At 44.1% G+C, this 14,623-nt stretch carries 13 protein-coding genes; 8 read left to right on the top strand and 5 right to left on the bottom strand.

Annotation, left to right across the window (positions count from 1 at the left end; all coding sequences use genetic code 11):
• Positions 1 to 13: 13 nt before the first annotated feature.
• The 3 genes from ALT761_RS20860 to ALT761_RS03210 are packed head-to-tail and all read left to right on the top strand — an operon-like array spanning position 14 to position 1,785.
• Entirely contained in the window at positions 14 to 142 is a 129-nt protein-coding gene (locus ALT761_RS20860; protein ID WP_269472492.1) for a hypothetical protein, read from the top strand.
• Between the two features lie 27 nt (positions 143 to 169).
• Complete coding sequence (locus ALT761_RS03205; RefSeq protein WP_129736494.1) at positions 170 to 919, top strand: SDR family NAD(P)-dependent oxidoreductase; 750 nt, start codon at positions 170 to 172, stop codon at positions 917 to 919.
• The gene (locus tag ALT761_RS03210) at positions 916 to 1,785 is read left to right on the top strand and encodes an amidohydrolase family protein (protein WP_129736497.1); all 870 of its coding nucleotides are present in this window, start codon (positions 916 to 918) and stop codon (positions 1,783 to 1,785) included. Before ALT761_RS03205 ends, ALT761_RS03210 begins: the two co-directional genes overlap by 4 nt.
• Positions 1,786 to 1,845: 60 nt before the next feature.
• Here ALT761_RS03210 and ALT761_RS03215 read toward each other — a convergent pair whose 3' ends face one another.
• The 5 genes from ALT761_RS03215 to ALT761_RS03235 all read right to left on the bottom strand — a co-directional run bounded on the left by ALT761_RS03215 (position 1,846) and on the right by ALT761_RS03235 (position 6,203).
• On the bottom strand, positions 1,846 to 2,199 hold the full coding sequence (locus tag ALT761_RS03215) for a hypothetical protein (protein ID WP_013785447.1): 354 nt from the start codon (positions 2,197 to 2,199) through the stop codon (positions 1,846 to 1,848).
• On the bottom strand, positions 2,196 to 3,482 hold the full coding sequence (locus tag ALT761_RS03220) for a hypothetical protein (protein WP_129736500.1): 1,287 nt from the start codon (positions 3,480 to 3,482) through the stop codon (positions 2,196 to 2,198). The genes ALT761_RS03215 and ALT761_RS03220 overlap by 4 nt, the downstream gene beginning before the upstream one ends.
• A gap of 64 nt (positions 3,483 to 3,546) precedes the next feature.
• Positions 3,547 to 4,731, bottom strand: a complete 1,185-nt coding sequence (locus ALT761_RS03225) for a mandelate racemase/muconate lactonizing enzyme family protein (RefSeq protein WP_129736504.1) — start codon at positions 4,729 to 4,731, stop codon at positions 3,547 to 3,549.
• Between the two features lie 66 nt (positions 4,732 to 4,797).
• On the bottom strand, positions 4,798 to 5,565 hold the full coding sequence (locus ALT761_RS03230; protein WP_129736507.1) for a class II aldolase/adducin family protein: 768 nt from the start codon (positions 5,563 to 5,565) through the stop codon (positions 4,798 to 4,800).
• A 116-nt stretch (positions 5,566 to 5,681) separates the two neighbouring features.
• Positions 5,682 to 6,203, bottom strand: coding sequence for an NUDIX hydrolase (locus tag ALT761_RS03235; protein ID WP_129736510.1), 522 nt, complete (start codon positions 6,201 to 6,203; stop codon positions 5,682 to 5,684).
• A 145-nt stretch (positions 6,204 to 6,348) separates the two neighbouring features.
• Between ALT761_RS03235 and ALT761_RS03240 the strand changes: the two genes are divergently transcribed.
• The 5 genes from ALT761_RS03240 (at position 6,349) to ALT761_RS03260 (ending at position 14,418) form a co-directional block, all read left to right on the top strand.
• The gene (locus ALT761_RS03240) at positions 6,349 to 7,410 is read left to right on the top strand and encodes an efflux RND transporter periplasmic adaptor subunit (RefSeq protein WP_013785442.1); all 1,062 of its coding nucleotides are present in this window, start codon (positions 6,349 to 6,351) and stop codon (positions 7,408 to 7,410) included.
• A 3-nt stretch (positions 7,411 to 7,413) separates the two neighbouring features.
• A complete protein-coding gene (locus tag ALT761_RS03245; protein WP_129736512.1) occupies positions 7,414 to 10,524 on the top strand; it encodes an efflux RND transporter permease subunit in 3,111 nt (1,036 codons plus the stop codon).
• 529 nt (positions 10,525 to 11,053) lie between these two features.
• On the top strand, positions 11,054 to 11,458 hold the full coding sequence (locus ALT761_RS03250; protein WP_126872457.1) for a phosphate ABC transporter substrate-binding protein: 405 nt from the start codon (positions 11,054 to 11,056) through the stop codon (positions 11,456 to 11,458).
• A 33-nt stretch (positions 11,459 to 11,491) separates the two neighbouring features.
• Entirely contained in the window at positions 11,492 to 12,649 is a 1,158-nt protein-coding gene (locus tag ALT761_RS03255; protein WP_129736515.1) for a topoisomerase IV, read from the top strand.
• 149 nt (positions 12,650 to 12,798) lie between these two features.
• Positions 12,799 to 14,418 (top strand): methyl-accepting chemotaxis protein, encoded by a 1,620-nt coding sequence (locus ALT761_RS03260; protein ID WP_129736519.1) that lies wholly within the window; start codon positions 12,799 to 12,801, stop codon positions 14,416 to 14,418.
• Positions 14,419 to 14,623: the final 205 nt, after the last annotated feature.

Genomic DNA, 14,623 nt, shown 5'->3' on the forward strand with positions numbered 1-14,623 from the left:
TAAGGGAAAGTTAATGAAAAATAATATCGCTGTATTTGCACAACAACTGCTCAATGTCTTTCAATTTTCATTACCGCGCCATCATAATCTTTGGCAAAGCTTGCTTTTCAACAGCTCGCTGGCATCCTATAACTATCGTTAATGCCATGTATTAAGAAGTAGAGTATTCATGAACCACGGGCAATCAGTTTGTGTCGTTACCGGCGGAAGTTTAGGGATAGGCTTAGCGGTTTGTCATACCTTTAGTGAAAATGACTACCGAGTGATAAACCTAGATGTGAGAGATTTTGACGACACACCAATTAACGCTGAATGGGTGGCGTGTGATGTCAGTAACGTGGAACAGGTGCGACATGCTATCGACAATATTGCTATGAAATATGGCCGAATAGATGCCTTGGTCTGTAATGCAGGCATGCACGTGTCGGCAACCATTGAAGACACGGATGAAGCATTGCTTGATAAGGTAATGAGCCTAAACATTAAGGGCGCGTACGGTGCAATTAAAGCCTCATTACCTACCATGAAAGCACAAAAAAGCGGGGCTATTGTGGTGATGGGGTCAGATCAATGTTTTGTGGGTAAACAAAACTCTTTTGCCTATGGGTTAACAAAGTCTGCTTTAGCATCTATGGCGAAAACCACGGCATTGGATTATGCCCCTTTCAATATTAGGGCTAACGCGGTATGCCCAGGTACGATTGAAACGCCTTTGTTTCACCACGCCATTGATAAGTACGTTGCGGCTTCTGGCGCCGATAAAACTGCAGTTGTAGCCCAAGAAGCTGCGGAGCAACCTATTGGCCGTATTGGCCAACCCGAAGACGTGTCTGAACTGGTGTATTTTCTTTGCAGTGAAAAAGCGACCTTTATCACCGGTAGCTTACACGCTGTTGATGGCGGTTATACCGCCAAGTGAATATCGTCGATGGTCACTTACATTTTTTTGCCCTAGAGGCGGGGGATTACCACTGGCTTAAGCCGCAAAACCCGCCATACTGGAAAGATAAGCAAGCTATTGCGGTGCCGTGTGATGAAAGAAGCTTAACACTCTCTTGCGGCCACACCCTTGCTGGCTATGTGCATGTTGAGGCAGGGTTCGACAATGAGCGTCCTTGGCGTGAAATCCGCTATTTAGAACAGCATGCCCAACTGCCTTTTAAAAGTGTTGCCAGTATCGATTTGTGTGGCGAAGGTACGTTGTCTCATATTCAAACATTGGCAGGATTTTCTTCAGTCGCAGGGCTTCGCCATATTTTGGATGAGCAGGCCGTTTCTATATTGACCCACCCTAAAACAAAACATGCGCTTAAGCGTAGTAGCGAATATGGACTGTCTTTCGATGTCCAGCTGGATGTGGGCGACGACAAAGCAGTAAGTGCATTGCTAAGGTTACTAGAGGCATTACCGGCACTGTCAGTCATTATTAATCATGCGGGTTCAGCGTTGTTAGGTTCTGCTGTTACCACTGCCGATGTTAAGCAGTGGCATATTAATATGAAAGCACTTGCTCAGTGTTCTCGTGTGGCGGTAAAACTCTCAGGATGGGAAATGCACTGCAGAAACTGGCACTGGCGCAGTGTACAAAGTGTGGTCGTTGAAACAGTCGCTATATTTGGCATGTCACGAGTAATGTTAGCAAGTAATTTTCCACTTTCTAACTGGCGTCACAGTTATCAAGAGCTGTGGCTACAATATGAAAAAATGCTGGGGCCGTTTACCCTTGACGAGAAACGCAGCCTGCTGGCAAATAATTCCGCCCGTTGTTACGGCTTAGAGATTTAAGCCGCTACTCTAAGGAATTATTCCAAGCCGCGATTTTACATCAGAAGGCTAATCCATTGATTAGTCTATAAGTTGATGGTGGGCGGCTACCGTCTGGCTCTCTATATGAATAAAGCTAAATTCTGCGTTTTGCTGCTTTTTCAAGATAGTGAGGAAAGCACGAAGTTCATCCACAAAGCGCTCTGCTTTATCTGGCATAACCGCGCACCATACACATAGCGATTTCTCGGTAATTAAACTGGCGTCGTATCGGGGTTTGAATTCGCAGGCATCTTCGCGCCATGAACCTTCACAATCAATGTGTGTACATCCACCGTAATAAGTAGATAAGTATTCGTTTAATGCGTGTTTCACGGGCTCGTAAGCATGTGTGCCTGGTGTCAGTATGATGGTAAATTTTGTGCGCTTATTCATTTGTTCTTCGCAAATAGTAAGGCCATTAATAGCACCGCTATTAAGGCTAGGTTAACCGTATTTTCAGATGACATTAGCGAGAAAATATCGTAGATACCCCACGTTGAATCGTGCTTCACAGATTGTGAGGCGGCGACAAAGTTGTTGGTAATATCCACCAAAGAAATACCCCCTATTAGCATGAGTATTACTTCAATCGATTTATTTATAGCACGATTAAGTTGGTTCTCGTAACTTGATATGGCGTTATTAATATAGGCTGCCCTATCAAGTAAACTTTCTTCTATCGCATTAATTTCCCATGCATCTATAAGTGCGTTCGCGAGTGTTTTTCGACCTCCTTGCAGGCCTCGAAGCGAATCGCAAAACTCCAATCGAATATACTCTAGGGTTCTAATTGAAACCATGCGCTGGATCAACTTTTCCAGGGCTTTTCTGCGTCTGCCCGACGACAGTGCCTTTAGCGATTGCAGTTGATGATAGGCGTTGCTCATCGATTGTTGATAGGCATACAACATAGCATTGTAATGCTGAAGTAAAAACAAAACCCGTCGGTTATCCAGCGACAGCGAAATATCATTGTCTAGAAATAGGCAATTTCCCGAACGAAAGAAAGCTTCATTATCTTCATAGTCGGTTGGTGGACATTCGTGAATAATTGAAAAGGCTTGCTTGGCTTCCTCGGTAGACTCTGGAACGCGAGTAATATAACAACGTCCGGTCCACAATACCGCGTCACTGTCAGTGAGTTCTGAGGTCAGCAATTTACAGCGTTTAATCAATGTATCGAAGCTGGTGTTTAACAAGTTAATCATTACATCGCCAGCCGCTTGTAAAATTAAAGACAGGCGTTGTTCAATATCTCTGTTTTCAATTTTTTGCCAACACACAGTGAGTTGGGCCTCGGATGTGGGTGCCAATGTAGCTTGTAGGGTAGCAATACCCGTTTGATATAACCGTAAATTCAAACCCTGAAGCTTAAGGCCTATTTCTTCTAAAGTTGAAAATGCATGCTGAAACGCCGGGCTTTCGTGATTGACTTCAAGCTTTACCAAGGGAGTAAACATGGGGCTTAATAAATCTGAATCGGTAGATACATAGCCCATATCCAGTTTACTTTCTTGGTTAAGCACCCAACTCTGGCTGTGCATGACTTCTTCAACTTTGCTAGTTAAAGACGGCGTAAGCGCACTGAATTTACGGGTTAACGCGATAGGCGTATAAGTAACAATAGAGACCGGTGGTGAGCACAATAAAGCCGATGGGGAAGGCGAGGGTGACATACTTCTTCTTATCCTTGAAAACAGACGGGGCTAGGAAAACCATTGCCCCAATCTATGCGTTTCGTTATTTAAGTTCTGTTACTGTCATGTGAGGTGAGCGGTAAACAATCTCGTCGTTCAAGTCGATACCTAATCCAGGGGTATCTGGGGCTTCAATAAAGCCGTTTACCGGTTGTGGGTCTTGTAAACAAAGCTCACGGTTCCAGTCTTTAATGGCGTAAGTGTGATGTTCGTGAATTAAGAAGTTAGGTATTGCGGTTTCTAAGTGCAAGCTTGCTGCTGTTGCCACAGGGCCGCCACATACATGGGCTTGAATGCGCACATCATAAATATCAGCGTAATCACATACCTTTTTCGCTTCAGTAAAACCGCCACATAAGCCTACGTCAGGCTGGAGTACGTCAATAGACTGGTCTTCTAAATAAGGGCGCACGTCCCAGCGATGATACAAGCGTTCACCTCCAGCAATCGGTACGTTTACATTTTTAGCCACTTTATCGTGTAGTTTTGAATTCAAGTAATTGACGGGTTCTTCGTAATACAAGCAACCTATCTCTTCAACAATATCACCAAGCTGTATGGCGGTAGATGCCCCTAACAAGCTGTGGCATTCGAAAATAATATCGCCATCTTCACCCATGGTGTCGCGTATGGCTTGTAAGCGGGCTTTAAATAGCTTTAATTCTGGTTTAGAGAAAAGCTTAGTGCGGTCGAAGTGGGTCACGCCATCTTTATCGTAAACAATAGGGTCTACTTTCACGGCATCGTAGCCATCTTTTAACGCTTTTTCGGTCGCGCGTGCATAGTCAGCAGGATCGTTAAGCTTAGTCACTTCTTTATCCCAATCGAACTGCAATTGACTAGCATAGCTGCGTAGCTTGCCGTTGGTTTTCCCGCCTAATAGCTCGTACACGGGTAAGCCTAGGGCTTTGCCTTTAATATCCCAAAGTGCAGTATCAATAGCACTCATGGCTGCATAAATAACAGGTCCACCACCTAAGCCCCAAAAACCTTCACGTAACATACGCGACCACAATAACTCAGTGTGGAACGGGTTGAAGCCAATTAACATGGCTTCAGCAATTTCTTTTATCATGTGCGCTGCAGCACTATGACCCCAATCGTAAGCTAAGCCTGCTTCACCGACACCGGTAATGCCTTCATCGGTATACACTCGTACGAAAACAGGGTTCCACGCTGGGCGCTTTGGGCACTCAATATCAAATATTTCTACTTTGGTTACTTTCATTTATGGTTTCTCTATTGTCTGTTTGTAGTCGTCGCTAGTGGCACTGGCAACGACGCATAAAATGGATTATTCGCAAAAGCCTGGATCGAGCGTGTAGGCTTTTCTTAGCATGGCGGGCCAGGCCTTCTGGCCGCCGGTTTCACCACTGTGCACTACGCTGGCTTGCTGATAAATTCCGTCAATAATAGGCTGCGGTATATCAATAACGTCTTCGTTCGACTGCATGAGCGCCAACTGAATTTCACAGGCTCTTTGTAAATCATAAAAGCGCATGAAAGCATCGCCTACGGTGGGGCCGACAGTTAACCCTCCGTGATTAGGCAGTAGCATATGGTTGGTATCGCCTAAATCATCTTGAAGGCTTTTCTTTTCGCTGTCGTTTACTGCCAAACCTTCATAACTATGGTAAGACAACGAGGGAAGTGAAAATAAAGAATACTGGCTCCAAGGCTTTAATCCGCCTTTTACCGATGCCACAGAAATGGTGGCGAGTGTGTGCAAGTGAATAACGCACATTGCATCGTGACGAACCTCGTGAATGGCACTATGGATAGTAAATCCGGCGGGGTTTATTTGGTAAGGCGAGTCATCAAGGATATTACCTTCAAGATCAACTTTTACAAGGTTAGACGCGGTTACTTCGTCAAATCCTAACCCAAAGGCGTTAACTAAGTAATGGTCGGTGCCGGGAACTTTCGCAGAAATATGCGTATAGATAAGATCGCCCCAACGCATATCAGCAACCAGTCGATAGCATGCGGCTAAATCGACGCGCGTTTGCCATTCTATTTCAGACACTTTTCCTTTAAGGCTAAGAGGAGCTAATGAATACACGGCCTGTCTCCTAAATATAGTAGGCTAAACATGAAGATAATGATGGCTAAACGCCTTCTAATAACAGCGGGTAGTCAAATTACCAAAGCAAGGGCATTGGCACAACTAATCACACATTATTCTTGCTGGGACTGGCTCACGCTAATTTTATTAAAGCTATCGCGAAACGCAATTAGATCGTCAGGAAAGCGAAGTTCAACATGGTTGAGCAAAAAAGGATCGGCCTTTACCAGCTCAATCACTTCTAGTTTTGCCCATGGCGGCGCATCAAACACATCTGGCAAGTGTTCTACCCCAGCATTTAATGTACACTCAAATAGCGCGAGTCCATTTTGTGTGACGGCCAATTTCTCACCAACCTCAACATTGAAACCTGTTTCTTCCCATGTTTCTCGGTGGGCTGCGCAAACTAATGATTCACCCTCTTTTTTTCCGCCACCAGGGAAATCTAAACGGTTTGAAAGACGATGTTTAATCAAAAGCGCTTTGTCTTGCACTTTAATGATGCATGCAGCAGCATTTTGAATATGCTCCTCGTTATTCGTGCTTCGGCAAAAAGGCGCTTCAGGTACCGTCTTTGTACATCCAAAAAACGTTAAAACTACCAAAATGGATGATAAGCGAAAATTGATACTCATTAGTTTGGGTAAAATACTATTCAGAAAAAATTAATAATAATAAAAACGTAGATAAAGGTTTTGGTTTGAACGCGACCCTGAATCTCGTTAATGCACCAACTTGGTTACTTTATCATGTGGTGCATATTTACCAATAGGAAAGGTTATGTCTTCACGCAAATTACTATCTCCATTATTAATAGGGGCTTTATTGTTAGCGGCTGTGGTTGTCTATTTAAACTTACCTGCAGAAGAACAGGTGAAAAAAGGCGGTCCACTACCCACAACAGTGAAAACCATTTTGGTAGAACAAGGCGCAATGGCAATAACCATTGAAGCCCTTGGTACTGCCAGAGCGAACGAATCGATAGCAGTAACAGCGCAAGTTACCGAAACCGTGCGCTCGGTTAACTTCGAAGATGGCGATAGTGTGAAGGCCGGCCAAGTGCTTATTCAGCTAAACAATAATGAAGAGTTGGCTCGGGTGGCTGAATTGCGCGCCAACATTGATGAAGCTAAGCGCCAGTACACCCGTATTTTCAACTTACGTGAGTCTAGCGCGGCATCAGAACAGTTGCTTGATGAACAACAAGCACGCGTAAAAGGACTAGAAGCGCAGTTAGACATCGCTGAAGCACAGGTTGATGATTTGCAAATACGCGCGCCATTTTCAGGCGTGCTGGGTGCACGACAAGTTAGCATCGGTTCATTAGTGCAGCCCGCAGGTGTTATTACTACTCTTGATGATATTAGCGTAGTAAAAGTTGATTTCAGTATTGCCGAAAACCAGTTGGCGAGTGTAGCAAAAGGTCAGAAGGTTTCTGCTACATCAGTGGCCTATCCGGGTGAAACGTTTAGCGGTGAAATTACGCATATTGATACCCGATTAGACCCCATTAGCCGTGCTATTAGCGTACGCGCAATTATCGATAATAAAGACCAACGATTACGACCGGGTATGCTGCTTACCATCGTGGTTGAAAAACGTGTGCTTGATACGCTTATCCTTCCTGAGAAAGCTTTAGTGCCCGTGCAAGATATTCAATATGTGTATGTAGTGGAAGATGACGTGGCCCATCAGCGTGAAGTGGTTATTGGCGAGCGCCGACCCGGTATTGTCCAAATTGTTTCAGGCCTTAAAGCCGGAGATGAAGTCATAACGGAAGGCACCCTTAGAGTACGCGACCAGTCGGCTGTTAACGTTCTTAACCGTAACAATGAGGGTTAAGTCATGTTGTTATCTGACATTTCAGTAAAAAGGCCGGTATTTGCAACGGTTATCAACCTACTGCTGATTATATTTGGTGTGGTCGCCATTTCTATGTTGGCCCTTCGTGAATACCCAGACATTGACCCGCCTATCGTCTCGGTTTCCACCAAATACACAGGCGCATCAGCCAATATTGTTGAAACGCGCATAACCCAATTACTCGAAGACAGGATTTCGGGTATTGAAGGGATTAAAAATATTACTTCAACGTCCACCAATGGGCGCTCTGATATCACCATCGAATTTAAATTATCCCGAGATATTGACGCTGCAGCCAACGATGTGCGAGAGCGAGTGAGTCGGGCACTGAACAACCTGCCTGATCAGGCCGATCCCCCAGAAGTTTCAAAGGCCGACTCTGATCAAAGCGCTATTGTGTGGTACAACCTGCGCAGTACAAACCTTAATACCATGGAGCTTACCGACTACGCAGAGCGTTTCTTAGTTGACCGCCTCTCGGTAGCCGATGGAGTAGCTCGGGTTCAAATTGGTGGTGGTCGTCGCTATGCCATGAAAGTGTTTCTTGATAGAAACGCGATGGCTGCCCGCGGCATAACCGTTGCCGATGTTGAAAGCGTTATTAGTTCCGAGAACGTTGAACTTCCCGCCGGTGAAGTGGAATCGCTAGATAGAAACTTTGAAGTGCGTGTAGCACGTACGTTCTTATCGCCAGAAGATTTTGCGGCGTTAACCGTAGCGGTAGGGGACGATGGATACCTTGTTCGCTTGGGGGAAATTGCGAACGTAGAGTTAGCGGCTGAAGACGACGAAACCGAGTTTAGAGGTGACGGCGTTAACATGATTGGTTTGGGCATTATAAAGCAATCAAAAGCCAATACCTTAGATGTTGCACGCTCAGCAAAAGCGCAAATCAGAAAAATTGAAGAAACCTTGCCGGACAATATTTTCATTGTGCCTAGCTACGACTCATCGGTATTTATTGAAGCATCGATTAACGAAGTTTATGAAACCCTTGCCATAGCCATGCTTATGGTGGTGATTGTTATTTATCTTTTCTTAGGCAATGTACGCGCCACACTTATTCCCGCGGTCACCGTACCCGTGTCTCTAGTCGCAGCATTTATTGTGATGTATGCATTAGGCTTCTCTATCAACCTACTTACCTTACTGGCCATGGTGTTGGCGATTGGGCTGGTGGTAGATGACGCTATTGTGGTACTTGAGAATATTTCCCGTCGTATAGAAATGGGCGAGCCCCCTATATTAGCCGCTTATCGAGGCGCTAGAGAGGTGGGTTTTGCAGTTATTGCTACTACCCTTGTATTGATTTCTGTATTTGTGCCCTTGGTGTTTTTAGAAGGTAATGTAGGGCGTTTGTTTACTGAGTTTGCCTTAGCTATTGCTGCTGCTGTGGCGTTTTCTAGTTTCACTGCATTAACCCTATCGCCCATGATGGCCTCGAAAATTCTGAAAAAGCGTACCCGTTCAGCAGGATTCGGTGCGTGGATGGATAAGCGTTTTCATGCCCTAGAAAATCGCTATTTCAAAAGCCTAGGAAGTACTATTCACCAGCCGTTTATCATGGTGTTATTGCTGATTGTTTCAGTGGTGGCATTAGTGCAAATATCAGAAAAGTTACCTAGCGAATTTGTGCCAAAAGAAGATCGCGGTAACTTTTATATTTTAATGAATTCGCAAGAAGGGGCTAGTTTCGAAAGCAATGCCGCTAATTTAAAACTTATCGAAGACATTCTAATGCCTTACCGTGAAAGTGGTGAAATAGGCAGATTACTGGTACGTACACCTGGGTTTGGGAATAATGCAGGTATGGCTATTATTGGCTCTGCTGATTGGGATGAACGTGACTTTAGCACCTTCACATTGATGGATGAAATCAGTGCGAAGCTTGATGTCGTGCCAGATGTAAGAGCATTTGCCATCATGCGAAGTGGTATTTCAGGCGCAGGTTTCGGCCGCCCAGTGCAATTCGTCTTGCAAGGTGACACTTATGAGAACTTAGTTGAGTGGCGTGACATCCTAATCGAAAAAGCGTCAGAAAATAGAAGCTTAGTTCGTATCGACTCTGACTATAAAGAAACATCACCTCAGTTGTTGGTCAATATAGACAGAGACAGGGCAGCTGATTTAGGTGTGTCTATAAGTGATATTGGCCGTACCTTAGAAGTGATGTTAGGGCAACGTACGGTATCCACATTTTTAGATAGAGGCGAAGAGTACGATGTTATTATCGAGGGTATAGAAGCTGATTTCAGAAGCCCAAATAGTATCGATAATCTTTATGTTCGCTCTTCCAGAAGCGGCGAGCTTATTCCCATGGACAACTTGCTTACTTTCGAAGAGCAGGCAACGTCCTCTCGTTTAAATCGCTATAACCGTATGCGTGCTGTGACCATTTCAGCCAACCTTGCCGGCGACTACACGTTAGGAGAAGGTTTAGCTTACCTCGAGAATATCGTACGCACAGAGCTACCCGACAACGTATCTATCGACTACAAAGGTGAGTCACAGCTCTATCAAGAACAAGGAAATTCATTTATCTATGTGTTCATGCTGGCGCTTGCAGTCACATACTTGATCCTTGCTGCGCAATTTGAAAGCTGGATACACCCGCTCGTCATCATGTTAACCGTACCTCTTGCGCTGATAGGTGCTTTTATTGGCCTCTATTTTGCCGGTATGACACTTAATATTTATAGCCAAATAGGGCTGGTTATGTTGATTGGTCTTGCTGCGAAGAACGGTATTTTGATTGTGGAGTTTGCGAATCAACTTCGCGATGCAGGTATGAACTTCGAAGATGCACTACGACGGGCAGCTGCTCAGCGTCTTCGCCCTATCGTTATGACTGGTTTTACGACGGTATTTAGTTCTTTGCCCTTAGTGTTTGCTTCAGGGCCTGGCGCGGAAAGTCGCATGGTTATTGGTATGGTTATCGCTGCAGGCGTGTTGGTTTCAGCATTCATGACCTTATACGTAGTGCCTACCGCTTACAGTTGGCTGGCCCGAAATACAGGCTCACCACAGCAAAGAACCACTGAGATAGAACGCTTAGAAGTTGAAATTCCCTACCGTAAAGGAGAAGAAAACTAAGTCTGTTTTACTATGAGCAAAAGCGTGTTTATTAAACGCCTATTCAATTCATCTATACGTAGTGAATAACTAAGAAGTATTGAAAAGTTCAAAAAGTCGTACGATATTAAGGTATATGTTTTTATACATTAATATCGTTCGACACTCCTAAGTAAATTTTTTGATCTTATTGTATATATTTGATTATATTGGTTTTTATTTATTTTTCCGCTAAGCCTTAATTATTTTCACGTATGAATCAGTGACCCCTACCGATACGCTTATCCTTTAGTATAGTTGTTTCTACGCCCTTCTTCCCTAAACTGCGCTTACTTTTTAAAGCCAGACTGAACGTACAGAAAGTTTATACGAAAATTTTTTCGTATCTCAGTTGGCAGTTTTTCCCATCCTTGCTAATACTTATCTTAATCTTTAAGCAGGAAGATATCTGTATGAGTAAGCTTAATAAATAAGCATATCGGTGTTGCGAATTGAAAATTAACGTTCTTAAATCGCACTACCGAAACAAATACGACTTAGAGGACATGTAATGAAACAGTGGATACTAGCAGCAAGTTTGTGCAGCAGCATGGCTTTTGCAGATGTAGCAGTGATAGTTCACCCATCAAACGGTGATGCATTAGATAAAGATTCAATCAGCCGACTCTTCCTTAACAAAATGAAAGCTTTTCCAAACGGCACGAAAGCAGTACCGCTAGCGCTTGCGGAAGGGCAAGCTGCGACAGATGAATTCAACGGTAAAGTTTTGAATAAATCAGCGTCTCAGCTTACCGCGTTTTGGTCAAAACTAGTTTTTACTGGGAAAGGTCAGCCCCCTAAAGCATTAGGGAGTGACGCCGAGGTGGTTTCAGCTGTTGCTGCAGACCCAGGTGCAATTGGCTATGTAGATGCTGGCTCCGTCGACGGAAGCGTTCGCGTAGTAGCCACGTTCTGATTACACAGTTTAAAAATATTTTAAGGATTCAACATGAAAACCAAACTTGCCCTTTTATCAGTTGCTAGCTTACTTGCCATGCCGGCGGTTGCAGACATAAAAATCAATGGATTCGCCAACCTTATTGGTGGAATGACACTAGATGATGACGAAGCTGTATACGGTTACGATAGCGATTTTAATTTCGAGCCTGCGAGTGTTTTTGGACTTCAAGTTCGTGGTGATGTTAGTGAGAAGCTTTCTGCAACCGCGCAACTTGTTGGTCGTGGAAGTGACGATTACGATGCAAGTTTCGAATGGGCATACATGACATATGCACTTTCAAATAACTCGAGTATCAGTGCTGGAAGAGTTCGCCTACCATTTTTCAAATATTCTGCTTCTTTGGATGTAGGTTATTCTTACCACTGGTTAACACCACCTGATTCAGTTTACGGCGTACTTATTAACAATATGGACGGCGTTCGTTACGACTACAGCAACTACGCGGGTGACTGGGAATATGGTATCCAGGCTTTTGCAGGACGTGGGGAGGCTGATGAAGTAGAGGCGGAAAACCTTACTGGTATTTCTTTTGAAGCGACGCGTGACTGGTTCAATATTCGTACTATTTATGCGCAAGCTAAATTTACTAGTCCAAATGAAGATCTTGATTTTTTAACAGATAGCATTAATTCATTTTCTGCCGTTGTTCCTACTGTCACTGACTTTTCAAACAACTTCTTAGTAGATGACGATACGGTTGGTTTCTTCGAACTTGCTGTCAATATAGATAAGTACGATTGGTTTGTAGGTGCAGAATATACTCACATTTCGTTTGATGAGGCCCCTATCGCAAATGATGATGCTTGGTATGTTACCGCGGGAATGCGTTTTGGTAAGTTCACTCCGCACATTACTTATGAACACAAAGAATCAGATCCTGATGATGTTGCAACTTACTTAAATGATGTTCCTTCAACTATTTCTACAGGCGATGCTGCCACTGATGGGACATGGTCATCGTTGTATCAAGGTTTTGCAGCTGTAGCAGCATCAACTTTAGAAGATACATCCGCATTAACCGCCGGTTTACGTTACGATGTCGAGCCAGGTTTCGCGGTTAAAGGTGAGGTCACTTGGTTCGAAGACGACGCAAACGACGCGAATGATGCGACTCTATTAAGAGTGGGCGTTAACTACACTTTCTAGTCTTCGTTTGTAATAAAGTTTAGGCCCCGCTCAGTAATGAGTGGGGCTAAGATATTTCTAAAGTTTTTCGAAAATGTGAAGATATAGAAATACAAAGCCATGATTTGTGGCCGTGCCTAAAGTAACGTGACGTAATTGGTGAGATAAAAATGAATTTTCTAAAAAAAATGCCCATCGCAACAAAGATTTTCCTGATACCAGGAATTGCTGCACTAAGCTTTATTATTTACCTCTTAATTACGGTTTACGTTGCTCTGAACAATGGCGACACCCTAGAGAAAGTTGAAAACGTTCAGTTCCCCGCACTTCAATTGTCTGCTTCTACCTTGGTAGATATGCAAAAAGTGAGAGATACATTGAGTAGCGCGGTGACCACAGGCGATCAAGATACATTAAGCGCTGCGAGTGAGTTAGCCTCTGATGCAAAAGCAGGGCTTGATGAGATTAAAGCAATTAGTCCTGAATTCGGTCCCGCGATATCCAAGATTTCCCAGGGATTTGATGATTACTTCGAAGTGGCTTTCGGTGTATCTCAATCTATGGTTGATGGCACTGCTGATTTTAGCCGTTTAGGTCAATTATCGTCGCAGATGAATGGCTCATATGACGCCGTTATTGCCTCTATGTCGAATTTTAGAGACGAGCAACAGGCCGCTTTTGTTGAATCGTTTGAAAGAACCAACGCCGCGAATACCTCACTTATTAGTACCGGTGTGGTAATGACTATCGTCGTCACCTTGTTATTGTTTGCTACCGCTGTGCCCATCGTTCGAGGTATCAAGCAAAGCATTGACGATGTAGTGCGCTCGCTTAAAGATATTGCCCAAGAAAACGGTGATTTGACCGTTCGTATCGCAACGAAGAGTGAAGATGAAATTGGTGAATTGGTTTATTGGTTTAACCAGTTCATGGATAAACTGCAAGGTGTGGTGAAAGACGTGGTTGAGGCAAGTTTGCCGTTATCAAACTTGGCGCAAAACCTTCGCGGCCTAACGGAAGAAACTCAACGCACTATTGATATTCAACAGCAGTCTGCACAAAACGCCAAACTAGCGGTTGATACCATGAGTGGTTCGGTCGACGGTGTGGCACACAGTGCTGCGCAAGCTGCAGGTGATGCTAACGAAGCGACTAGCGCTGCTGGCGAAGGTCGTCTAATAGTACAACAAACCGTTTCTAGTATTCAGCAGTTAGCCGAAAACGTGCGTGAAACCGCTGACGTGATTGGGCGCCTTGAGTCAGATTCTAATAAAGTTGGTTCGGTACTCGACGTGATTAAAGGTATTGCTGAGCAAACTAACTTACTGGCACTTAATGCCGCTATTGAAGCAGCTAGAGCCGGCGAGCAAGGGCGTGGTTTCGCCGTTGTTGCTGATGAAGTTCGTACATTAGCATCACGTACCCAACAATCGACTGAAGAAATTCAAAGCACCATTGAGCAGCTACAGAGCGCAGCGCATTCGGCTGTAGAAGTGATGTCTCGCGGTACCGAGCAAGCAACCAATAGTGTTGAAACAGCTAATAAAGCCGGTGTTAGTTTAGAAACGATAACCAGTACAATCGGTCGCATTAATCAAATGAACGAACAGATTGCGCACAACACTGAAGATCAGCGTACAGTGGCGGTAGACATTGTTAGGCATGTTGAAGAGATTCACCAACGTACAGAGCAAACCTCTAGTCGTTCGGGTGAATTAGGTGTTATGTGTAACGAACTTGCCGATTTAGCACAGCATTTAGAATTGATAGCAAAGCAGTTCCGTGTATAACCGCTAACCAAACATTAAAAACGCCCTCAACATTGAGGGCGTTTTTGTATCTGGCATTAAGTCGTATCGCCCAGTACAAATTGCGAGCGACTGAATAATTAGCGCCGCAAATGAAACGTAATTACTTTGACAAGTAACCATGTTGGCTGTTGCAAGTGACTATTTTGTGCCACCGCTTAGCGCTAATTCAGATAAAAAAAATCCC

The sequence above is a fragment of the Alteromonas sp. 76-1 genome (assembly GCF_900654235.1).
Taxonomy (GTDB): domain Bacteria; phylum Pseudomonadota; class Gammaproteobacteria; order Enterobacterales; family Alteromonadaceae; genus Alteromonas; species Alteromonas naphthalenivorans.